We start from the raw sequence: 21,404 nt of genomic DNA, 5'->3' as shown, positions 1-21,404 counted from the left end.
CTTGCCTCAACACCGATGTCGATATTGGCTGTCTACCATGAGCGAAGCCGTGATGTGCGCGGGCCGGACCTGCATCGTCACCGGGGCCGGACGTGGTTTAGGCCGCGAATACGCCCTCTTATTGGCCCAGCACGGAGCGCACGTCGTCGTCAACGACGTCGGTGGCGACCGGGACGGGACCGGCGGCAGCGGTGGGCCGGCCAACGACGTGGTCGAGGAGATCACCGCCAGGGGCGGCTCCGCGATCGCCAACACCGACGACGTCAGCAGCTGGGACGGCGCCGCGCGGCTCGTCCGGCAGGCGATCGACATGTTCGGCGGCCTCGACGTGCTGGTCAACAACGCCGGGATCCTGCGCGACCGGATGCTGTTCTCGATGTCCGAGGACGAGTGGGACGCGGTCGTCCGGGTGCACCTCAAGGGCACGTTCGCCCCGAGCCGGCACGCCGCCGCCTACTGGCGGGAGCGGGCGAAGGCCGGCGAGACCAACGACGCCCGCCTCATCAACACGACGTCCGTCTCCGGCCTGTACGCCAACGTGGGTCAGACCAACTACGGCTCGGCCAAGGCCGGGATCGCCGCGTTCACCCAGATCGCCGCCCAGGAGCTGGGCCGGTACGGCGTGACCGTCAACGCCATCGCCCCGGGCGCCCTCACCCGTCTCACCGCCAGCCTGGAGATCACGGACGAGATCCGCTCGACCTTCTCCCCCGCCGCGGTCGCCCCCGTCATCACCTGGCTCGCCTCCGCCGACTCCCGCGACGTCACCGGCCAGGTGATCGAGGCGTCCGGCATCGTGCTGGCCGTCGCCGAGGGCTGGCACCGCGGCCCCGGCGTCGATCCCGTCGAATCGCCCGGCGAGGTCGGCGAGGCGGTGCGGCGGCTGCTCGCCGACGCCCGCCCCCGCACCCTGTTCCACGAGGTCAACTGACATGGACGCGTGGATCGTCGACGCCGTGCGGACCCCGCGCGGCAAGGGGCGGCCCGACGGCGGGCTGCACGAGGTGCACCCGCAGGAGCTGCTCGCGCAGTGCCTGCGCGCGCTGGCCGGCCGGGTCGGCTTCGACCCGGCGGAGGTCGAGGACGTCGTCGCCGGTAACGGCATCTTCACCGGCGACCACGGCGACTGCGTCGGGCGCCTCTCGGCCCTGCTCGCGGGCTGGCCACAGACCGTGCCCGGCATGACGCTCAACCGCTTCTGCGGCTCCGGCCAGCAGGCCGTCACCATCGCCGCCACCGGCGTCGCCAGCGGAGCGCAGGACCTCGTCGTCGCCGGCGGCGTGGAGTCGATGTCCCGCTGGGGGCTCGCCGCCGGCTCCGCCACCATCGACGGCCACAACCCGGCGCTGCGCGAACGGTTCCCCACCGTGCCGCAGGGCGTCTCCGCCGACCTCATCGCCACCCTGGCCGGCCTCGGCCGCACCGACGTCGACGCCTATGCCGTCACGAGCCAGGACCGCGCCGCCAGGGCGATCGCCGAGGGTCGCTTCGACCGCGGCGTCATCCCGGTCAACGGCCCCGGCGGCGGCGTGCTGCTGGACCGCGACGAGCACCCCCGGCCCGGGACGACGCTCGAAGGTCTCGCCCGGCTGCGCCCGGCGTTCGCGGCCGCCGGCGCGACCCGACCGGACGGCGAGTCCCGCACCTACGACGAGCTCGCCCTGGCCCGCTACCCCCGGGCGGGCAGCGTCGAGCACGTCCACCACGCCGGCAACTCCTCCGGCGTCGTCGACGGCGCTGCCGCGGTCGTCGTCGCGTCCGGCGCCTGGGTGAAGGCCAACGGTGTCACCCCGCGGGCCCGGATCCGCGCCACCGCCGCCGTCGGGTCCGAGCCGGTCATCATGCTGACCGCGCCCGCCCCCGCCGCCCGCCGCTGCCTCGCCAAGGCCGGGATGGCGGTCGGCGACGTCGACCTCTGGGAGATCAACGAGGCCTTCGCCGCCGTCGCCCTCACGACGATCGACGACCTCGGCCTCGACCCGGACCGGGTGAACGTCAACGGCGGCGCGATCGCTCTCGGCCACCCCATCGGCGCGACCGGGGCGATGCTGCTCGGCACCATCCTCGACGAGCTGGAGCGTCAGGACCTGACGGCCGGCCTGGTCACCATGTGCACGGGAGGCGGGATGGGCACCGCGACGATCATCGAGCGGGTCTGAGTCCGACGCGGGAGCGGCGCGGTCAGCGCGGTCAGCGCCGCCGGACCAGCGGGGGGCGCGTGGCCGGGGCCGTCACCGCTCGCCCCAGGCCGCGCGCGCCGCGGCCGCCTCGTCGGTGGCATGGGTGATCACCTGGTTGCGGTTCTCCAGCTCGATCGCCGCCGCGAGGCTGGGTGCGTCGGTGTTCTGCGCGAGGGCACGTTTCGTCATCCGGGTGGCGAGCGGCGAGTGCGAGGCGATCAGCGCCGCGGTCCGCATGGCCTGCTCCCCCAGTTCGTCGTCGGCGTGGACGGCGCTCACCAGCCCGCTGCGCAGCGCCTCGTCGGCGGCCACCATCCGCCCGGTGAGCATCCAGTCCGCGGCGACGCTGGTGCCGACGACGCGCGGCAGGTGGTAGCTCATCCCCATCTCCGCCCCGGACAGCCCGAGCCGGATCGCGGCGTTGCCGAACGTCGCCGACGCGGCGCAGATCCGCACGTCCGCGGCGAGGCAGAGGGCGAGCCCGCCGCCGACCGCCGGCCCGTTGACGGCGGCCACGACCGGCTGCGGCAGGTCCCGCACCGCCCGCGGAAGGGCCGCCATCATCTCCTGGAACCGCAGGCGCTCGATGGCCGGCGCCGAGGCGTCCGGGATCTCACCGCCGAAGTCGCGGATGTCGATGCCCGAGCAGAAGCCCCGGCCGGCGCCGGTCAGCATGACCACCCGGACGTCGGGGTCGTCGGCGATCGACGCGCAGGCCGTGCGCAGCGCCGTCACCAGGGACGAGTCGAGGGCGTTGAGCCGGTGGGGACGGTTGAGCCGCAGCACCGCCACGCCCTCGGACCGGTCGACCAGCAGCACCGACGGCTGGGCGTCCACCGGACCCGACCGCGTTGAACCGGACACCCGCGACACGTCACCGTCCTCGATCGACACCGGCGAGATCACTCGCCGATGAGGGCACACCGTCCGCGGTCGAGCACTGTAGCGCCGCCGGCGCCCGACCGGAAGGGCGCCTCCGGCGGGCTGCCACGCCCGGTGGGCCCGCGCCTGAATCCCCGCCTCGAGATTCCGTCCATGCTCGACGTCGATGTCGACATCGACGGTGACGTCCGTCTATCGTGAGGCCGTCCCACCGACGGCACCGCCACCGCCCCCCTCTGCCGCCACGCCGCGGGCGGCCACCTCCCGCGTTCGCGGGCGCCGGCATTCTCGTACTGTCGCCACCTCCGGAGGAAGATCACGTGGATCTCGCCGTCACGCAGGAGCAGGCCGAGCTGCGCCGGACCGTGCGCGACTTCCTCGACAGGACCTCGCCCGAGACCGAGGTCCGCCGGCTCATGGAGACGGCGGAGGGCCACGACCCCGACACCTGGCGGCGGCTGGCCGGCGAGCTCGGCGTCGCCGGCCTGACAGTGCCGGAGGAACACGGCGGCGCCGGCTACGGGTTCGTCGAGCTCGGCATCGTGCTCGAGGAGGCCGGCCGCTCCCTGCTGTGCGCGCCGCTGCTGTCAACCGTCGTCCTGGCCGCCTCGACGCTGCTCGCACTGGACGACGAGCAGGCCCGCGCCGACTACCTCCCCGGCATCGCCGCCGGGACGACCCTCGCCACGCTCGCGCTCACCGAGGCCGCCGGCCGCTGGGACGACCCCGCCGCCGTCACCACCACGGCCGCCCGCGGCGGACACGGATGGACGGTCACCGGGGCGAAGGCACACGTGCTCGACGGACAGCTCGCGGCGCTGCTGCTCGTCGCCGCCCGTACCGACGCCGGGATCAGCGTGTTCGCCGTCGAGGGCGACGCCCCGGGCGTGCGCCGGGAGCCGCGGGCCACGCTCGACCAGACCCGACGGCAGGCCGACCTCACCTTCACCGCGGCCCCGGCCCGGCTGCTCGGCCACGAGGGCGGGGCCTGGCCGGCGCTGGCGCGCGTGCTCGACCTGGCCGCCGTCGCCGTCGCCGCCGAGCAGGCCGGCGGCGCGGCGCGGGTGCTCGGCATGGCCGTCGACCACGCGAAGACCAGGGTCCAGTTCGGCCGGCCGATCGGCTCGTTCCAGGCCGTCAAGCACAAGCTGGCGAACATCCATCTCGACGTGGAGTCGGCCCGCTCCGCCGCCTGCTACGCCCTGTGGACCGCGGCCGACAGTCCACCCGACCTGCCGCTGGCGGCAAGCCTGGCGAAGGCGTGCTGCGGGGACGCGTACGTCACGGCGGCCACCGAGAACATCCAGGTGCACGGCGGCATCGGCTTCACCTGGGAGCACCCGGCGCACCTCTACCTGAAGCGGGCGCACAGCTCGCGGCAGCTCTTCGGCAACGCCGCCGACCACCGCCAGCGGCTCGCGCGGCACGTGCTCGCCGAACCGGCCGAGTGAGCCCGAGCGGCCCGAGTCGCGGCGAGCGGCCCGAGTCGCGGCGAGCGACCGGACGACCGGACGACCGGACGACAGCGAAGGTCCCGAATGATGCTGGCAGGTCCGAGTGGCCCGGGCATCCAGCTACGAACGCGCGTGGAGGCGAAGACCTGATGCCGACCTCAGCCGTACCGGCGCCCGAGGGTGCCGCCGAAGGGCGCGCCGAGTTCCAGGACCGGGTCCATGCCTGGTTCGCCGCCAACGCGCCGCGCAAGGGATCACCGGAGGACTTCTCCGCGGTCCATGTCGTCAGCGCGCGGACGTCCGAGGAGTACCGCCGGCAGGAGCAGCACGCGATCGACGTGACCCGCGCCTGGCAGCGCAGGCTCTTCGACGCGGGCCTCGCCGGCCGGTCCTGGCCGGCCGAGTGCGGGGGCCACGGCGCGCCGGCCTGGCAGGACGAGGCCGTCGCCGCGGAGCAGGCCCGGTGGGGCGTGTCGACGAAGATGTTCGCCGTCGGTCTGGAGATGGTCCCCGCGGTGCTCTTCGCCCACGGCACCCCCGAGCAGCGGGCCTTCTACCTCCCGCCGATCCTTCGGGGCGAGCACAGCTGGTGCCAGCTGCTCTCCGAGCCGGGTGCCGGCTCCGACCTCGCCAGTGTCCAGACGAGGGCGACGCCGCGGGACGGCGGCGACGGCGGCTGGGCGGTCACCGGCCAGAAGGTGTGGACGTCCAACGCCGGCTGTAGTGAGTACGCCCTGCTCATCGCCCGCACCRGCACCAGGGAGGAGGGCCGCGCCGGCCTGTCCTGCTTCGCGCTCGACATGACCCAGCCCGGCGTCGACATCCGCCCGCTGCGCCAGATGTCCGGCGCCTACCACTTCAACGAGGTCTTCCTCGACGAGGTGGCCGTCCCGGCGACGGGGCTGATCGGAGGCCTGGGCGACGGGTGGGCCGTGCTGCGCACGATGCTCGCGAGCGAGCGGGCCGCGATCGGCGGCGGCACCAGCGCGCGCTCCGCCACCCAGCTCGTCGCGCTCGCGAGAACGCTCGGCCGCGACGGCGACCCCGTCGTGCGGGACCTGCTGGCCCAGGCGGTCATCCGGGAGCGGACGCTGGACCTGCTGCGGGCCAGGATCGCGGCCGGCCATCCCGTCCCGGCCGCCGGGCCGACGACGAAGCTCCTCTACTCGGAGCACGCACGGCTCAGCGCCGACGCCGCGACCACCATCCTCGGGATGGCCTCGACAGTCGTCGACGACCCGGCCGCCGCGCCGTGGATCGAACGGCTGCTGTTCGCGCCCGGCCTGCGCCTCGGCGGCGGCACGGACGAGATCCAGCGCAACGCGATCGCCGAACGCGGGCTCGGCCTCCCCCGCTGAGCCCTCGGCAGACCCGACCGGGAGCACCCGTCCCGCGCGTCCGGTCGGGTGCGCGGGGACTCGCACCGGGCTTGGGTTTGGGTTTGGGTTTGGGTTTGGTGGCGACCGTCCCGGTCCCATGCGGGTGGGCAGGCCCATGTACCCGGATGGAACGTGATGTTCCTGTCGTCCTACCGGCGATTGGCCCGGCCGGGCGGAGCCAGCCTCGACGGGGAGATCCGGAGGGCGTCGACAACAGGATCGACCTGAGAACAGCTCCGGTATAATCAACATTTATGTCAGGGCTTCCTGCTCGACCGGACGTGCGCAAGGACGCACGTGGCATCCACACGCGGGATCTGCTTCTCCGGACGGCGGAGCGGCTTTTCGCGGGTCAGGGAATCGCTCGCACCTCGACCCGGCAGATCACGGCGGAGGCCGGCATCAGCCGGGACGCAATCCACTATCATTTCGGCTCCAAGGCGGCCCTGGTGCTCGCGATTGTCGACGCACGCACCGAGGAGCTCAGTGCCGATATCGAGCGCCTGTTCGCCGTGAACGTCCCGGACCGGGACGTCACCATTCGCGACATCGCACATGCCATGGTGGTCGCCGCGACCAAGATGGCCGAACACGAGACCGGCCGGTACTACCATCCCTTCCTGGCAGCCCTGATGAACGACCCCGAGTTCCGCCACCTCGTGAACTCACGGTCCACGCCACAGAGCGAGGCGGTCGTGGCGCTGCTCACCCCGCTCACGCCGGGACTCGGCGAGGCGGAACGCGTCTATCGGGTGGCCTGCGCGTTCGTGCTGATCCTGTCCGGCACGGGAGACAGCGGCGTCGCCGAATGGGTGAGTTCCCAGGTCGCGACGACGCCCGGCCAGCTGCTGATGATGCTGGTCGACGTCGTCACGAGCGTGTTGGCCGGCGGCGCGCCCGCCGCGGACGGTCCGGGCGCGCCAGAGCGGCGGGTCGCGTCCCGCGGTCACAGGCCCGCGGCGGCGGCACGGTGACGACAGGCTCGGCGGGGTAGGGCCGCCCGTTCTCGGTGGGCCGGGCGCCGTCTGGCGCGACGAGTCGCCGGGCCGGGCGCCATCGAAGCGGCGCCCGGCCCGGTCCGGTCGGCTACCGGCTCAGTTCCCGATCGAGGAAACCCCGAACGGTCTGTAGTCGGTTGGCTCGCCCTTGTCGTTCAGCGTCGCGATCAGCCCACCTCGGACGCACCCTCCGGGCTGGTCGGGAACCGCCCTGCCATTGCAGCGGAAACGCAGGCCTCCGGCGCCCGGCAAGTCCTTCTCCGGCATCCCCTTGATGGCGGCGGCCACCGACGCGGGCGTGACGTCACCGGTGAGTCCCTCCACCGCGGATCCCAGGGCGGCGACCACGGTGAACATGCTCATCGTGCCGGACCGGTTGACGTCGATGTCATGGCCGTAGGTCTTGACCACGGCGTCAAGGAGGCGGGTCGACGGGTTTTCCGTGCCGATGGGCGCGGTCGCGGAGACGGTGATGCCCTTGAGCGAGGACCCGGGCATCGCCTTGCGCGTCGCGTCGGTGATGCACAGTCCCACGGCCACGACCGGGCCGGTGAACCCGACCGCGCGCAGGCCGTTCAGCGCGCTGATGCAGAAGGCGTCGCCGCCGATGATCGACACAACGCTCGGCTCACCGGAGGCGATGTCTCGCAGCTGCGGTGTCATGTCGGCCRTACCCGGCGGGACGGAGACGACGTCGAGGTCGATCCCCAGCTTCTGGAACCTCGCCGGCGCGAACGACTGGTAGAAGTCCGCCACGACGGGCACGTCGATCACCACGGCGGTGACTTTCTTGAGGCCCTTGTCCTTCGCGACCTGGGCCGGCAGGTTGATCTGCCCGAAGTACGGGTCGGTCAGGTTGAACGACGTCTCGCCGTCGTTCAGGACCACCGAGGCGGACGTGTTCGCGAACATCAAGGGGATCTTGGCCGCGTGCAGCGGGGCCCAGATGCTCTCCCCGACCGAGGACGAGCCGACCACGACGGCCACGACGTTCCGCTCGACCATCTGGTTGGCGCAGTCGGTGCCCTTGCCCGGGTCCGCCAGAGCCTCGCATTTCACCAGCTCGATCGGCCGGCCCGCGATTCCGGCACGGTGCTCGTTGAGCCATGTGACGGTGGCGTCGGCGACGCGCGGCTCATAGGACAGGTCCGAGACGGGCCCCTTGCCGTCCGAGATCATTCCGATCCGGACCGGAGCACCCTTAGCCGGGGCGGACGGGCCCAGAACATCGGCGGCGTTCGCGGCGGCGGTCGTCGCCGCGCCACCACCGCCGTCGTTGCCGCCACCGTCATTGCCGCCGCCGCACGCGGCGACCAGGAACAGGCTGGCCGCCAGACCGGTCGAGGCGGCTAACGTCATCCCTGCCGGGCGTCTGCCCACTCGTCGGCGGCCCGCGGTATGACGCGAGATCCCAATATCTCTCATGGTTCTTCTCCTCTTGTCACGGTGACGAATGCCGGCAGTTGAGGGGCGACTTTCTTCGGAGGCGCCGAGAGGCACCGAGAGGCACCGATTCGCGGACGCGCCGTCARTCCTCGTTCCAACCCGTCTTGAGAACACTTTCAGTGTGCTTCCCGATCCGGGGAGTCGGCCGGGAGATACGCCAGGGGGTACGGCTGAACCGGTACGGCGCCCCGGGGTGGGTCTCGACGGGGCCCGTATCCGGATCGGTCACGATCCGACCACTCGCTGCCTCCCGGGTAGGTGCCTGGGGCGGGGTGGAACCACCCGCGGAGCACAGTTTCTATCAAGCGCTTGACAGAAACGTCTAGACCTTCGCCCGTTTCACGGCGTATGTCCACCCATCGCGAAGCCGGCTTCCAGGCGCGGCTCCAGCAGCGGTCGACCACCGCGGCGACCCGACATTCGACGTCACCGACTCCGGCGCCGACTCCGGCGCCGGCCACGTTCCACGGCCAGTGGCCGAGTCTTGACACGTCCCGTTCGTCGGTACATTGGTCGAGTAATGAACCGACTAACCAACCATCGGGACGGGCGGGTCCGGCCGAGGAGAGGGGCGTGGGCGTGCTTGACGACAGCAGCCCGATCTTCGCCCAGATCGCAGAGCGGCTGGCCGACGAGATCGCGGACGGCACGCTCGCCGAGGGCGAGCGGGCGCCGTCGAGCAACGAGCTCGCGGCCTTCTACCGGATCAACCCGGCCACCGCGGCGAAGGGGCTCAACGTGCTGACCGAGGACGGGTTACTGGAGAAGCGCCGCGGCGTGGGCATGTTCGTCGCCGCGGGCGCCCGCGAGCGCCTGGTGGAACGCCGCCGTCAGGCCTTCGCCCAGCGGTACGTCGCGCCCATGGTCGCCGAGGCGACCCGGCTCGGCATCGACGCCGGGGCGCTGCTCGCCCTGGTCCGCCAGGTGAGCGACGACCCGCCCGGCGCGGCCGCCGTCGATGGGACGCAACCCAGCTCTGCCAGGGGAGGCATCACGGTATGACACCCACCATCGCGGTGAGTGGCCTGACCCGCCGCTATCGCGGCCACGTCGCCCTTGATGACGTCACCGTCGACTTCGAGGACGCCACCATCACCGGCCTGCTGGGACGCAACGGCGCCGGCAAGACCACGTTCCTGCGGATTCTCGCGGCCCAGGAGTTCCCGTCGGCCGGCGACGTCCGGGTGCTCGGCGCGAGCCCGATCGAGAACGACGCGGTGCTGCGGCGGATGGTGCTGATCCGTGAGGACCAGAGCTACCCGGACATCAGGGTCGGGCATGTCCTGCGGGCGGCGTCGTGGTTCTACCCCAACTGGAGCGGCGAGCTGGCCGCCACCCTGCTCCGCGCGTTCGACCTGCCAGCCGGCCGGCCCGTCAAGAAGCTCTCCCGCGGGATGCGTTCAGCCGTCGGAATCGTGGTGGGCCTGGCCGCCAGGGCCGAGGTCACGCTGTTCGACGAGCCCTACGCCGGCCTCGACGCCGTCGCCCGGCAGATCTTCTACGACCAGCTCATCGCCGACTACGCCGAGCACCCCCGCACAGTCCTGCTGTCGACGCATCTCATCGACGAGGTCGCCGGGCTGCTGGAGCGGGTGGTGATGATCGACCGCGGGCGCGTCGTGCTCGACGCCGACGCGGACACCGTGCGCGGCGCCACGACGGCCGTGAGCGGCGCGGTGCCGGCGGTGGACACGTTCGCGGCCGGTCGGCCCGTCTGGGACCGTCGCACGCTCGCGTCCCACGCGTCGGTGGTGGTCGGCAGCCCGCTGACCGACGGCGACCGGGCGTGGGCCCGGGAGCTGAACCTAACTCTCACTCCCCTGTCACTGCAGCAGGCCGTCGTCCACGCGAGTGCCGGGGCGGCCGGCGAACGAGCCGAAGGGTCACACGCGTGAGCACCGCGGCCCCCACCGTCCATCCCCTCGACACCGCGGTCAAGGTGGCCCGCCTCCACCTGCTCGACCGAGTCGCCTATCTCCTCGCGCCGGCCGCGGGGCTGCTCTTCGCCTTCACGGTCGACGCGATCATCGTCGGCATGCTCCCGAGCGGCGACCGGGGTGACCACTCGGTCGGCGGGCTGGCGGCCATCTGCGTGGTCGCCTTCGTCATCGGTCTGCAGAGCATCACCAAGGGCCTGTCGTTCGGGCTCTCGCTGGGCCTGTCCCGACGCGGCTACTACCTGGGGACGGCCCTGCTCGCGATCACCTTCGCCGCGGTCAGCGGCGCGATCCTCACCGTCCTGCGGGCCGTCGAGGGCGCGACCGGCGGCTGGGGCCTCTCGATGCGCATGTTCCGGCTGCCGTACATCCTCGACGGGTCCTGGTACGAGGCCTGGCTGACGTCGTTCGTCGTTCTCACCCTGCTCTACGTCTACGGGTGCTGGTGGGGCCTGGTCTACCGGCGCTGGACCCTCATCGGCATGATCGCCTTCGCGGCCGGGCAGGTCACCGTCGTGCTCGCCGGGGCGCTCGCCGCGACCTGGACCCACAGCTGGTCGGACGTCGGGCACTTCTTCACCACGCTGTCCGCGGTCGGGCTCACCGGGGTGCTCGCCGCCGTGACGGTCGCGCTCATGGCCGGCGGATTCACCACCCTGCGCCGCGTGACGATCTGACGAGACGACCCGACAATCCGACGAGACGACCCGACGGGCCGACCCGCCGCCCAGGCGGGTCGGCCCGCGGCTGTTCCGCGCGCGGTTCCCGACGACGAGGTGACACCATGGACCTAGCCCGGATCCCTGGCCGCCTGTCGCCACGGTTCGCGGCGGGTCGCTGGTGTGGTCGGGGGGAAGCCGGGTAGCGCGCCACCGGCGACGAGGAGAGCGGATGTCGCTGAGCGGACGCGTGGACCAGGCACAACGGCGGTTCGGGGCGTTCGGCTATCCCATCGCCGTGGTCTACAAGTTCTACGACGACCAGGGCGGATATCTCGCCGCCCTGATCACCTACTACGGCTTCCTCTCGCTGTTCCCGATGCTGCTCCTGTTGACGACGGTTCTCGGCTTTGTGCTGCACGGCCACGCGGGCCTCCAGCAGGACCTCGTCGACTCGGCGCTCGCCCAGTTCCCGGTCATCGGCGCCGAACTGCGCAACGACGTCACACAGATCAGGGGCAGCACGTCAGCGCTCGTCGTCGGCATCGTCGTGAGCCTCTACGGGAGCCTCGGGGTGGCCCAGGCGCTGCAGCACGCCCTGGACAAGGTGTGGGCCGTGCCGCGCCAGGCTCGGCCCAACCCGCTGCTCTCCCGGGTACGCAGCCTCGGACTGGTGGGTCTGCTCGGCGTCGGCGTCCTCGTCACGGCCGGTCTCTCGGCCGTCACGACCGGGGCCGGCATCCTCGGGGCCGACATCGGGCCGTGGTCCCGCCTCGTCGCCGGTCTTCTGTCCACCGTGAGCAACGCCGGCCTGTTCCTGCTGGCGTTCACCCTGCTCACGGCGCAGCGGCCCTCCATCAGGGACGTGTGGGTCGGGGCGATCGCCGCCGCCGTCGGGTTCCAGCTGCTGCAGACGGTCGGGGCCTACTACCTCAACCACAGGCTGCGCGGGGCCAGCCAGGTGTACGGGACGTTCGGCCTCGTGCTCGGCCTGCTCGCGTGGATCTACATCGAGGCCGTCATCGTCGTCTTCGCGGCCGAGGCGAACGTCGTACGGCGCCGCCGGCTGTACCCACGCGCGCTGCTGACCCCCTTCACCGACGACGTGGAGCTCACCGAGCACGACCGCCGGGCCTACGCGTCCTACGCGAAGGGCGAACAGTTCAAGAAGCACGAGCGGGTCGACGTGACTTTTCACGATCCCCTCGCTTCGCCGCGCCGCCCAGCGGGAAATATCGCGGATCCCGTCGATTCCAACAAAGAAGCCGACGAAGAAGCCGACGAGGCGGACTAGCGCGAATGCCGGTTGTTCGGTTCATCGGGCAGGGCCGGCCGCGACCAGCCCGGGCGCCGAGCGGACCACGGGCTTGCCATCCGGGCGCAGCGTCAGCGAGCCGCCCGCCGGGATGCCGAGGGCTTCGGCGGCACGCCCGTCGAGGCGCCAGGCCCTGATCGGGACCTGTGCGGTGAGGGTGCCGCCAAGCGCGTGCCCGAGCGTCTCTCGGTCGGCCGCCTGTCGGTCGGCCGCCGGCGCGTCCGGGCCGGTGAGCACGGTCAGGCCGGGCCCGAGGAGATCGAGGGTGGAGATCCGCCCGGCGACGGCGACCCGCTGGGGTGAGGCGGTTCCGCCGTGTTGGTCGCCGCCCTCCTGGCCGCCGCCGTCCTGGCCGCCGGCCGCGTGGTCGACCCAGGCGTGGGCCACCCGGCCGCCGAGGTCGAAGTCCAGCTCCTCGGCCGGGTCTCGGTAGGAGCCGAAGGACCGCGCGGACAGCGTCGTGTTGCGGCGRCCGATCGGCTCGCGCTCGGTCTCGTAGCTGTCCAGCAGCTCGGGGGACGCCCAGCCGAGCGTGACCCAGGCCAGTTTCCAGCCGAGGTCGTGGCCGTCGTGGACGGCGGTGTTCAGGCCCGTGCCGCCCCGCGGGGTCATCCGGTGCGCCGCGTCGCCGACGAGGAACACCGCTCCGTCCCGGTAGCGGCGGGCCATCCTGGCGTCGAAGCTGAACGTCCCCGTGCGCAGGACGGTCGGGCGCAGGTCCGGCAGGCCGACCGCCGTCGCGATCTGGCCGGCGAGGTCCTCGTCGGTGGGGGTGGGCGCCTGGAGGTCCCAGTCCTGCCCGAACAGCCAGCGGCCGTCGCCGGCGGGAAGCAGGACACCGCTGGCCTCCGGGTTGGTGACCGTGTAGATGAAGTACCGGCGGTCGCCGAGGACGTCCCACAGCGACCCTCCGGGCAGCGGCGCCCTGAACAGGGTGGCGCGGGCGCCGAGCCACGGCGAGCCGAGCATCCCGCGCGGGCCGTCGTCGCCGCCCACGTCGTCCGTCTCGATCCCGAGCGCGTCGCGGACCGGGCTGCGGGCGCCGTCGGCGGCGACGAGGTGGTCCGGCCGGAACACGGTGACCGCGCCGGTGCCGCCGTCGCGCAGCGTCGCCTCGACGGTTCCGTCGGCCTGGCGCACGGCGACCAGCTCGGTGCCGAACCGCACCTCGACGTGGGCGAATCCGGTGAGGTGGTCGAGCAGGACCGCCTCCAGGGCGTCCTGCGGAACGCAGGCGGGCGCGGTGGGGCTCAGCCGGGCCACCACGTCGGGATGGGGCCAGACGGTGTCGAGCGCGATCCCGTCCGGCGAGACGAGGCTCGGCCCGATCCAGGCCTGCCCGCGGACGTCGACCCCGGCGGCGCGGACCCGCTCCTCCAGTCCCCAGGAACGGATGAGCTCCATGGTCCGGGTGCTGATCCCGGTCGCCCGGGGCAGTGGGGACGGCTCGGGGCGGCGCTCCACCACCAGGGTGGGCACGCCGTGGCGGGCGAGCGTGACGGCGGTGGCGAGACCGGCCGGGCCGGCCCCGACGACGAGAACGGTCATGACGACCCTCATTTCGCGAGACAACTTGTCTTTCGCTGCACATGCTGTCTTTCACCGGGCAGCTCGTCCATCGAATGTAAGGTTGGCGTCATGGCCACCCGGCGGTACGAGCAGCGGCTGCGGGCGCAGAGCGCGGAGCAGACCCGGCGGCGCGTCCTCGACGCGGTGTACGACCAGCTCCCGAAGATCCCCAGCGTGGACGCGGTGGCCCGCCAGGCGGGGGTGGCGCGCTCCACCGTCTACCTGGTCTTCGGCTCGCGCGCCGGGCTGTTCGACGCCCTGCTGCACGACGTCAGCGAGCGGGGCGGCTTCGCCGACCTCGTCCGGGCCGTCCAGGACCCGGACCCGCTCACCCACCTGCGCGGCGCCGTCCTCGCCAGCACCCGGATCTACGGCGGGCAACGCGACGTGCTGGTCGCGCTGCGCGCGGAGGCCGCCTCGCTCGAGGGCGCGCTGGAGCGCACCGAGCAGGGCCGCCTGGGCGGGCTCGTCCATCTCGCCAACCGGCTCGACGAGAACGGCCTGCTGGCGGTCGAGAAGGACGTGGCCGTCGACGTGCTGTGGACGCTCACCGGCTTCGAGGCGTTCGACGCCCTGCACACCGGCCGCGGCCTGCCGGTGGACGACGTCGCCGCCCGCCTGCTCCTCACCGCCGAGCGGACCCTCCTGCGGCTCCCGCCTCCGTGATCCTTCCGAGGGGCCGGCTCAGGTGGCCCGCCGCGGCGGAGAACACGGTCGCGCCGATGGATGTCGGTGAATAACGCCTGGTCATGTACGCGACACCGGGCGGCACGCCTCGGGCATACGCTGAGCCGTCGAGGGGTGATCAATGCGGATTCGACTCCTGGGAGCCTTCGCCGTCGAGATCGACGGCCGTGACGTGGCCGCCCATCCGTGGCGGTTGCGCAAGTCGCGGACCCTGGTGAAGGTGCTGGCGCTCGCTCCCGACCAGCGCGCGCACCGGGACCAGCTGCTGGACCTGCTCTGGCCGGACCTGCGCGCGGCGGCGGCGGCCAACAACCTGCACCAGGCGCTGCACGTGGCGCGCCGTGAGCTGATCGACGCGCGCCGGGACGAGGCCGTGCTGGTGATCCGCGACGGCGTCGTCCTGCTGCACGGCGACCGCGCGGTCGAGACCGACGTCGACCGCTTCGGCCAGCTGGCCACCCGCGCCTGGGCCACCCGCCAGGTGGCGGACCTCGCCGCGGCGATCGACGGGTACACCGGGGAGCTCCTGCCCGAGGACCGGTTCGACGACTGGGCGCGGGTGCCGCGCGAGGACCTGCGCCAGGCCTTCTGCGACCTGCTGGTCGCCCATGCCGCGGCGGCGGTCCGGGGCGGGCAGGCGGAGGTCGCGTGGGAATCGCTACGGCGCGCCGTCGAGGCTGATCCGGCGCACGAACCCGCGGTACGCGGCTTCGATCTGCCGGTCGGCAAGGCCACGGCCAGCCATCACTTCGCCGTGCTGCGCGCCGCCGGACTGCTGGAGCAGGTCGACCAGGGCTCGCGCCGGCTCAACCGCCTGCGGCGGGCCGAGTTCGACACCCGTTTCCCCGGCCTGCTCACGCTGGTCCTCGCGGAGCAGACGCCGCCCGCCGACGGACGGTGACGACCCGAACCCGCTGGTCAGCGGCTGGCTTACGGCGCGTCGGCGGTGGTCGTGGCGGCGGTAGCGGTGGTCGCCGTCGCGCGGTCGAGGGCGTCGTTGAGGGCGCCCAGCTCGGCGGCGAGGGCCTCGACGCGGTCGCGGCCGAACTCGGCGAGCGCCTTCTTGAAGACCTCGCCGCGCAGGGTGCCTTCGTACAGGTAGGCGCTCTCGCCCTGGGGGGTCGGCCTCAGCAGGCGACGCCGGGTGCCGGRCACCGGGTGGAACTCGATGAGGCCACGGCTGATCGCGGACTTCACCTGGCGGCTGACCGTGGACTGCTCCAGCTGCAGCGCGTTCTCCAGGTCCCCCATCGACGAGGGACCCATCTCCGTCAGCACCCACAGGATCCGGAAGCTGGACCGGTCGAGTACCGACCCCTCGGGCGTCTGGACCCGCCGCCGGCTGAGCCGCAGGACCTCCCGTCCGATGGCCCGCAGCAGCGTCTCCTCGATGGGCGGCCGCTCCCCCGACGGGCCGYCCCCTCCGACCATCGCGCGCACCGTCCCGTCTCGCCCGTGCCCTGTTCGACGTGCCCCGATGATGCTCTCCATGAGCCGGGGGGCGACGCCGGGCCTCCGGGGCGACTGTCAGGGACTCGCTCACGGCGCGGGCCGGCCGGTTCACACCGTGGAGGGGACGTCCTCCCTACCGGCGGGCACCGTCGCCGCGGCGGCGCCGGCCTCGGCCGGCCGGCGGCGGGGGATGAACGCGGCGAGCCCCGCACCGAGGAGGGCCGCGGCGGCGCCGACGACGAAGCACAGCGTGAACGCGTGCTGGCTGGGCAGCTGGGTCGACCCGAACGCGGTGGTGTTGCTGGTGAGCAGGGTGCCCATGAGCGCGGCGGCCACGCTGCTGCCCACGGAGCGGGACAGGGAGTTCAGGCCGACCGCCGCGGCGGCCTTCGCCGGCGGCGTGGCGTCCAGGATGAGGGTGGGCATGGCGGCGTAGCCGATGCCGACGCCGGCCGAGGTGACGCACGTGACGATGAGCAGCTGCCACGAGGCGTCCATGAGAAGCGTCCCGGCGCCGTAGCCGGCCGCGATGACGAGTGCACCGATGATGAGAGTGATCTTGGGGCCGATGCCGCCGATCAGCGCGCTGGAGATCGGGGCGAACAGCAGCATCATCAGGCCGGCCGGCGCCATCCACAACCCCACCGCCTGGATGGACTGCCCAAGGCCGTAGCCGGTGGCCGCGGGCAGGCCGAGCAGCTGCGGGATCACGATGGACGACGCCATCATGCCGAAGCCGACGGCCACGGCGGCGATGTTGGTCATCAGCACCGGCAGCTTCGCGGTGGACCGCAGATCGACCAGCGGCTCGGACTGACGCAGCTCGAAGGCGCCCCAGGCCACCAGCACGACCAGGCCGGCGGCGATCGCGCCGAGCGTGCGAGGGCTGCCCCAGCCCCAGGCGGTGGCCTTCGAAATGCCGACCAGGAACACGACCAGCCCCACCGCGAGGCCGAGCGCGCCGACCAGGTCGAAACGGCCGCGATGGCCGTCGTGGACATGCGGGATCGCGACGACCGTGAGCACCAGCACGACGGCGGCCACGACCGTCGAGACCCAGAACAGGGAGTGCCAGCTGCCGACATGGACGATCCACGCGGCCAGCGGGAGGCCGATCGCGCCGCCGACGCCCAGCGTGGCGCTCATCGTGGCCAGCGCGGTGGGAGCCATGCGCGGCGGGGTGATCTCCCGGATGAGCGAGATCCCCACCGGGATGAAGCCCAGCGAGACGCCCTGCAGGGCACGGCCCACCAGCATCGGCGTGAGCGTGCTCGACAGCGCGCACACCAGCGATCCCGTGACGAGGAGGGCCGAGCTCACGACGAGCACCCGCTGCTTGCCGAACAGGTCGGCGAGGCGGCCCGCGACGACCATGGACACCGCGGCGGCCAGCAGGGTGATGGTGACGACCCAGGGCGCGTTGGACGGCGAGGTGCCGAGCAGTTGCGGCAGCTCCGACTGGATCGGGATGACGAGCGTCTGCGTGAAGGAGACCGTCATTCCGCCGACGCACAGCACGCCGACCGACACGGCCGGCGGAATGGACCGGGCTCCTGAAGCAAGAGGCATGATCTTCCTTCCGGCGGGCGTCCGGGCGTCGACATGCATGCTACATGCATGTCGAGATGATGATGCCGGACGCCCGTCACAAGCGGATGGAGATCCTCCACACAGAAGGCGGGATCACCCGAGGAGATGCCAGGGCTCGCCGGAAAGGCCGACGACAGGGTTCCCGCGGTCATGGACCACGCCCAGCCAGGCCACGCCAGGCCGACTGGCCGGCCGCGGAGCCCGTGAGCGTCAGTCGGCTGGCAGTTCCCCCGGCCTGGGCCTGGATACCAGCGCGGCCGTCCCCAGCCCGACCTCCATGCCCAGGGAGAGCCAGAAGACCCAGTCGGTGCGCGGGCGATCGACCTTCATCGAGACCAGCCGGGCCGCGGCGGCGCCCAGCCAGGTCACACCCACGGCGGTGCGGGCGGCCGGCGCGCGGCTGACGAGCGCCCATCCACCGAGAGCGGTGTAGGTACCGCCGAGACCCGCCCTGGTCTCGGCGCGGCCACGGCCGGTCGTGGGCGGCAGGTCGAGGGCCGTGGCGAACCGGACCGGCATCACGACCCCGGCCGCCCCCGACACCATCAGCGCCGCGCTACTCAGCCGGCCAGCGTCCATGGCCGAACGCTAGCACGCGCCATACCCACGGCGATCATGACTGAGGAAGGAGCGCCGAGGAACGAGCGATGAATTCTGGCGCACGGCCTGGTCTATAGCAGGACCAGGGAGAGGGAGAAGGAGTGAGGGAGGGACGGGATGAGCGCGCCCGAGGTGCTGATGGACGGCGTCGTGTTCGGTGAGTCACCACGCTGGCACGCTGGGCGGCTCTGGTTCTCCGACTGGGGGGCGAACCAGGTGATCGCGCTCGGCGCCGCCGGCGGCCACGAGGTGGTGGTGTCCGTCCCCTCGTTCCCGATGTGCATCGACTTCCTGCCCGACGGGCGGCTGCTCGTCGTGGACTCGGCGCGGCGGCGGATCCTGCGCCATGAGCCGGACGGATCCCTGGTCGAGCATGCCGACCTTTCCAAGATCTCGGAGAAGCCGTGGAACGAGATCGTGGTCGATGACCGGGGCAACGCCTACGTCAACACCATCGGTTTCGACTTTCCCGGCGGGGACTTCGCCCCGGGCCTGGTCGTACTCGTCACGCCGGAGGGCGACGTCGACGAGGTCGCCGACAATCTCGCGTTCCCCAACGGCATGGCGATCAGCCCGGACGGCGCGACGCTCATCGTCGCCGAGTCGTACGCGAACCAGCTCACCGCGTACGGCATAGGCGCCGACGGCCGCCTCGGCGACCGGCGAGTGTGGGCGCCGACGCCCGGTGACCACCCCGACGGAATCTGCATGGATACCGAGGGAGCCGTCTGGTACGCCGACGTCGGCAACCAGCACTGCGTCCGGGTACGCGAGGGCGGCGACGTACTGGCCACGATCGACCTGGACCACGGCGCGTTCGCCTGCGCGCTCAGTCGCGGCGAGGAACCTCGCCTGTTCGTCGTCGGCCAGGCCTGGGGCGGCCCCGCGCCGACGCAGCCCAGTGGACGGGTCGTGGCGTTCCCCGCGCCCGCTCCCGGCGCCGGGAGGCCCTGAACTGGCCGGATCCGGCGCGACGGCCGAACTTGGCGTCCTMCGGTCGTCGGTTCGAGCCCCACTCGTCCCACCACGGAACGCGACAAACCATCTGACCTGCATAAATAGGTTGAACCTATCGGCGCGACTAGCCCCGCGCAGCCTAGAATGGCAGGTGCCGGGTCTGGCTTCTTGGTTCGAGCCCCGTCTGGCTTGAGCGCAAACAATCACCATTGGTGACAGTCGAGTTCGCCGCGGTCTCACGGACCGCCTTCGTCAGTCCGTGAGCAGCCCACCCGGACCGAGCAGGTGCGCCCCGTCCGCCCTCGCCTGCTCCACCAGGCGAGTTGCGAGATGTCTAGGGTCGTCACTGAAGCCTTCACCGGCTTGATGGTGTCGGTTCATGGTCCGTCCATCCCGCCGAGTTCGACTCGGTGTGACGGACGGACCACTTACGCCGCTATGTCGGCAGTCCGCTGGCGGGTAAGCCGGCGTGGGTGCGGATGCACGCGGTCGGGCTCACGCTTGGCGTTCCCGACCAGAGACCCCTATTTGTCGGCCGCGGCGCCGTTCTGATTCAGAAGTCCGCCGATTCCGCTGAGGCTGCCGGTGGCGGTGCTGGCGCCGCCACCGGAAGCTCCGGCGGCCATTTCGGCGGCTTTGAGGCCGAGTTCGGCCATTTTCTGGGCGTGTTCGGCGGCGACCTTCATCGCCGCGGTGGCGTTCTCGGCGGCGGCCTGGTCGTTGCCGGCGGCGAGTTCGACTCCCTTGGCGAGCAGTTTGCTCATTTCGGCGGCGCCGCTCATGTCGCGGAAGAGGTTGGCGGTGCTCAGGGCCTGGAGGGTGGCCTGCATGCCGGTGGGGTCGGGCAGGTGCTGGACCTGTTGGAACCGGGCCTCGCTGGCCGCGAGCGGGTTGACGCGGACGTCCACGTCGTTGCCGCGGGTCCCGGTGGCGACGGGGTCGATGTCGGGGGGAAGGATCGGGATGGGCGAGTCGGTCCAGTTCCAGAAGCGGGTGAGGTCGATTTTCTCGGCCGCGTTGGAACGGCCGAGGACAGCTTCGGCGAACACACCGCTGGTGGGCACGCCGAGGGTGGTCTCGACTGGTTTGGGGTTCTTCTCGGTGTTCTTGGTGGTCCAGGTGTCGCGTTCGGCTTCGGTGGCGAAGTTCCAGCGGAACGCGACGTAGTTCGCGGTGACGGCGACCGGGGTCGGGTCGAGGCGGACACCGAGCGGGGCGGTGTCGGTCTGCCCGGACGGGGCGTAGTGGTAGTTGGCCAGGATTCGGCTCAGCGTCAGCTCGTCGGCGTTGGCCCATACCGCTTGGCTGTAGTGTCGCCGATTGTCGTTCAGGTGAAGGAGGACGTCTTGGGTCTGTGCGCCGGTGTGCACGAGGTGGACCGGGGTGTTGGTGGTGTCCAGCAGCCAGACGTCCGCGGTGTCGATCGGTGCGACCATCGAGCAGGCTGGTAGGTAGGTGCCGAGGTCGAGCGTCGTCCAGGTTTTCGCGGTGGGGCCGACTCGGCAGAGCTGGCCGTCGGAGGTGACACCCCAGGTCGAGCCGTCGGACGCCGCGGCCATTCGGGTGATGCCCGGGGAGTCCCGCAGCGTCGAGGTGGTGCCGTCGAACTCCCAGGTCTGACCCTGCCAGCAGTGCCAGACTCGGTCGCGCTTCACCACGGCGACGTCGTCGGCTGGGCCCCTGGTGGTGTCCGTCCACTTGTGGGGTTTTCCCGCTTCCGGCGGGCTCAGGTGCATGGACCGGCTGTCCGACCCGATGCAGTAGAGAACCCTGTCGGTTCGGTCGGCACTGGCGACGATGCTGTGGGCGTTGGGCGCGGTCGAGTCACGCTGCCACTGCGGGTTGGTGGTGGAGCAGTGCACGATCTTGTTGTCGGTGTCGATGCCCCACAGTCCGCCCTCGATCGCGGTGATCTTCTTGAGGCGGCCCGTCGGCAGGCCGGTGGTGGGCACTGTCCGCCACTTTCCGGTCGCGGCGTCGAATCGCACCGGAATGCCGTCGGTCCGGACTCCGCACACGCCCCCTGCCTTAGAGGCGGACAGGTGACTTAGCTTGACGCCGTCGTAGCGCACGGGCCGCGCGGCGCCGGTGAAAGGGTCGAGGCCGCGGATGCGCTCGGCCCAGGCCGGCGGCGCCACGTCGGCGAGTACGGTCCCGAATCGTTTGAGTGTCTCGAGGGTGAAGGTCAGCTCCTTGAAAGGGATGAACAGGCAGCGTTCGACGGTCTTGGTGCGGGTGCGGACTTTGTAGACCTGGATGACTTCGTAGTACTGCATTGACAGGGCGTGCATGTGGTTGT

The 21,404-nt window shown here is 72.0% G+C and carries 19 protein-coding genes; 12 read left to right on the top strand and 7 right to left on the bottom strand.

The features are described from left to right. Positions 1–37: 37 nt before the first annotated feature. Together BL253_RS05050 and BL253_RS05045 are read left to right on the top strand one after the other, a co-directional pair. Positions 38–931 carry an SDR family oxidoreductase gene (locus BL253_RS05050; protein WP_241834540.1) on the top strand — a complete coding sequence of 298 codons (894 nt, stop codon included), beginning with the start codon at positions 38–40 and terminating at the stop codon, positions 929–931. A gap of 1 nt (position 932) precedes the next feature. Then, a complete protein-coding gene (locus tag BL253_RS05045) occupies positions 933–2,159 on the top strand; it encodes an acetyl-CoA C-acetyltransferase (protein ID WP_076814014.1) in 1,227 nt (408 codons plus the stop codon). A gap of 72 nt (positions 2,160–2,231) precedes the next feature. Here the strand turns inward: BL253_RS05045 and BL253_RS05040 are convergent, their stop codons facing one another. Continuing rightward, positions 2,232–3,044, bottom strand: a complete 813-nt coding sequence (locus BL253_RS05040) for an enoyl-CoA hydratase/isomerase family protein (RefSeq protein WP_198946173.1) — start codon at positions 3,042–3,044, stop codon at positions 2,232–2,234. A 338-nt stretch (positions 3,045–3,382) separates the two neighbouring features. On the opposite strand from BL253_RS05040, the gene BL253_RS05035 reads away from it, so the two are divergent. The 3 genes from BL253_RS05035 to BL253_RS05025 all read left to right on the top strand — a co-directional run bounded on the left by BL253_RS05035 (position 3,383) and on the right by BL253_RS05025 (position 6,869). Then, on the top strand, positions 3,383–4,513 hold the full coding sequence (locus tag BL253_RS05035; RefSeq protein WP_076814012.1) for an acyl-CoA dehydrogenase family protein: 1,131 nt from the start codon (positions 3,383–3,385) through the stop codon (positions 4,511–4,513). A 152-nt stretch (positions 4,514–4,665) separates the two neighbouring features. After that, the gene (locus tag BL253_RS05030) at positions 4,666–5,874 is read left to right on the top strand and encodes an acyl-CoA dehydrogenase family protein (RefSeq protein WP_076814011.1); all 1,209 of its coding nucleotides are present in this window, start codon (positions 4,666–4,668) and stop codon (positions 5,872–5,874) included. Between the two features lie 302 nt (positions 5,875–6,176). Then, complete coding sequence (locus BL253_RS05025; RefSeq protein ID WP_241834539.1) at positions 6,177–6,869, top strand: TetR/AcrR family transcriptional regulator; 693 nt, start codon at positions 6,177–6,179, stop codon at positions 6,867–6,869. A 120-nt stretch (positions 6,870–6,989) separates the two neighbouring features. On the opposite strand, the gene BL253_RS05020 is transcribed toward BL253_RS05025, so the two are convergent. After that, entirely contained in the window at positions 6,990–8,252 is a 1,263-nt protein-coding gene (locus BL253_RS05020; protein WP_076814009.1) for an ABC transporter substrate-binding protein, read from the bottom strand. A gap of 666 nt (positions 8,253–8,918) precedes the next feature. Between BL253_RS05020 and BL253_RS05015 the strand changes: the two genes are divergently transcribed. The 4 genes from BL253_RS05015 to BL253_RS05000 all read left to right on the top strand — a co-directional run bounded on the left by BL253_RS05015 (position 8,919) and on the right by BL253_RS05000 (position 12,229). Continuing rightward, positions 8,919–9,341, top strand: a complete 423-nt coding sequence (locus BL253_RS05015; RefSeq protein WP_076814155.1) for a GntR family transcriptional regulator — start codon at positions 8,919–8,921, stop codon at positions 9,339–9,341. Next, positions 9,338–10,234: an ABC transporter ATP-binding protein gene (locus tag BL253_RS05010; RefSeq protein WP_076814007.1), complete on the top strand. Its 897-nt coding sequence runs from the start codon at positions 9,338–9,340 to the stop codon at positions 10,232–10,234. Before BL253_RS05015 ends, BL253_RS05010 begins: the two co-directional genes overlap by 4 nt. Next, the gene (locus BL253_RS05005) at positions 10,231–10,953 is read left to right on the top strand and encodes an ABC transporter permease (RefSeq protein WP_076814006.1); all 723 of its coding nucleotides are present in this window, start codon (positions 10,231–10,233) and stop codon (positions 10,951–10,953) included. Before BL253_RS05010 ends, BL253_RS05005 begins: the two co-directional genes overlap by 4 nt. A 214-nt stretch (positions 10,954–11,167) precedes the next feature. Continuing rightward, positions 11,168–12,229 carry a YihY/virulence factor BrkB family protein gene (locus BL253_RS05000; protein ID WP_076814004.1) on the top strand — a complete coding sequence of 354 codons (1,062 nt, stop codon included), beginning with the start codon at positions 11,168–11,170 and terminating at the stop codon, positions 12,227–12,229. Positions 12,230–12,250: 21 nt separating this feature from the next. On the opposite strand, the gene BL253_RS04995 is transcribed toward BL253_RS05000, so the two are convergent. Further along, the gene (locus tag BL253_RS04995) at positions 12,251–13,798 is read right to left on the bottom strand and encodes an FAD-dependent oxidoreductase (RefSeq protein WP_076814002.1); all 1,548 of its coding nucleotides are present in this window, start codon (positions 13,796–13,798) and stop codon (positions 12,251–12,253) included. A gap of 90 nt (positions 13,799–13,888) precedes the next feature. Here BL253_RS04995 and BL253_RS04990 point away from each other — a divergent pair, with 90 nt between their 5' ends. Together BL253_RS04990 and BL253_RS42805 are read left to right on the top strand one after the other, a co-directional pair. Continuing rightward, entirely contained in the window at positions 13,889–14,485 is a 597-nt protein-coding gene (locus BL253_RS04990) for a TetR/AcrR family transcriptional regulator (protein ID WP_076814000.1), read from the top strand. A gap of 142 nt (positions 14,486–14,627) precedes the next feature. Next, complete coding sequence (locus tag BL253_RS42805) at positions 14,628–15,407, top strand: BTAD domain-containing putative transcriptional regulator (RefSeq protein WP_096335920.1); 780 nt, start codon at positions 14,628–14,630, stop codon at positions 15,405–15,407. Between the two features lie 29 nt (positions 15,408–15,436). On the opposite strand, the gene BL253_RS04975 is transcribed toward BL253_RS42805, so the two are convergent. The 3 genes from BL253_RS04975 to BL253_RS04965 all read right to left on the bottom strand — a co-directional run bounded on the left by BL253_RS04975 (position 15,437) and on the right by BL253_RS04965 (position 18,127). Next, positions 15,437–15,937, bottom strand: a complete 501-nt coding sequence (locus BL253_RS04975; RefSeq protein WP_076813999.1) for a MarR family winged helix-turn-helix transcriptional regulator — start codon at positions 15,935–15,937, stop codon at positions 15,437–15,439. Positions 15,938–16,066: 129 nt separating this feature from the next. Further along, on the bottom strand, positions 16,067–17,527 hold the full coding sequence (locus BL253_RS04970; RefSeq protein ID WP_076814153.1) for an MFS transporter: 1,461 nt from the start codon (positions 17,525–17,527) through the stop codon (positions 16,067–16,069). Positions 17,528–17,758: 231 nt separating this feature from the next. Then, complete coding sequence (locus BL253_RS04965; protein WP_076813997.1) at positions 17,759–18,127, bottom strand: DUF4345 family protein; 369 nt, start codon at positions 18,125–18,127, stop codon at positions 17,759–17,761. A gap of 138 nt (positions 18,128–18,265) precedes the next feature. On the opposite strand from BL253_RS04965, the gene BL253_RS04960 reads away from it, so the two are divergent. Continuing rightward, positions 18,266–19,102, top strand: coding sequence for an SMP-30/gluconolactonase/LRE family protein (locus BL253_RS04960; protein WP_076813996.1), 837 nt, complete (start codon positions 18,266–18,268; stop codon positions 19,100–19,102). A 527-nt stretch (positions 19,103–19,629) separates the two neighbouring features. Here the strand turns inward: BL253_RS04960 and BL253_RS42190 are convergent. After that, the coding region (locus BL253_RS42190) for a hypothetical protein (RefSeq protein ID WP_206745128.1) at positions 19,630–21,404 on the bottom strand (1,775 nt) is incomplete at its 5' end.

This window comes from Pseudofrankia asymbiotica, from assembly GCF_001983105.1.
Classification (GTDB): domain Bacteria; phylum Actinomycetota; class Actinomycetes; order Frankiales; family Frankiaceae; genus Pseudofrankia; species Pseudofrankia asymbiotica.
Note: the sequence above shows the minus strand (reverse complement) of the source record. Positions and strands in the feature narration are given on the sequence as shown.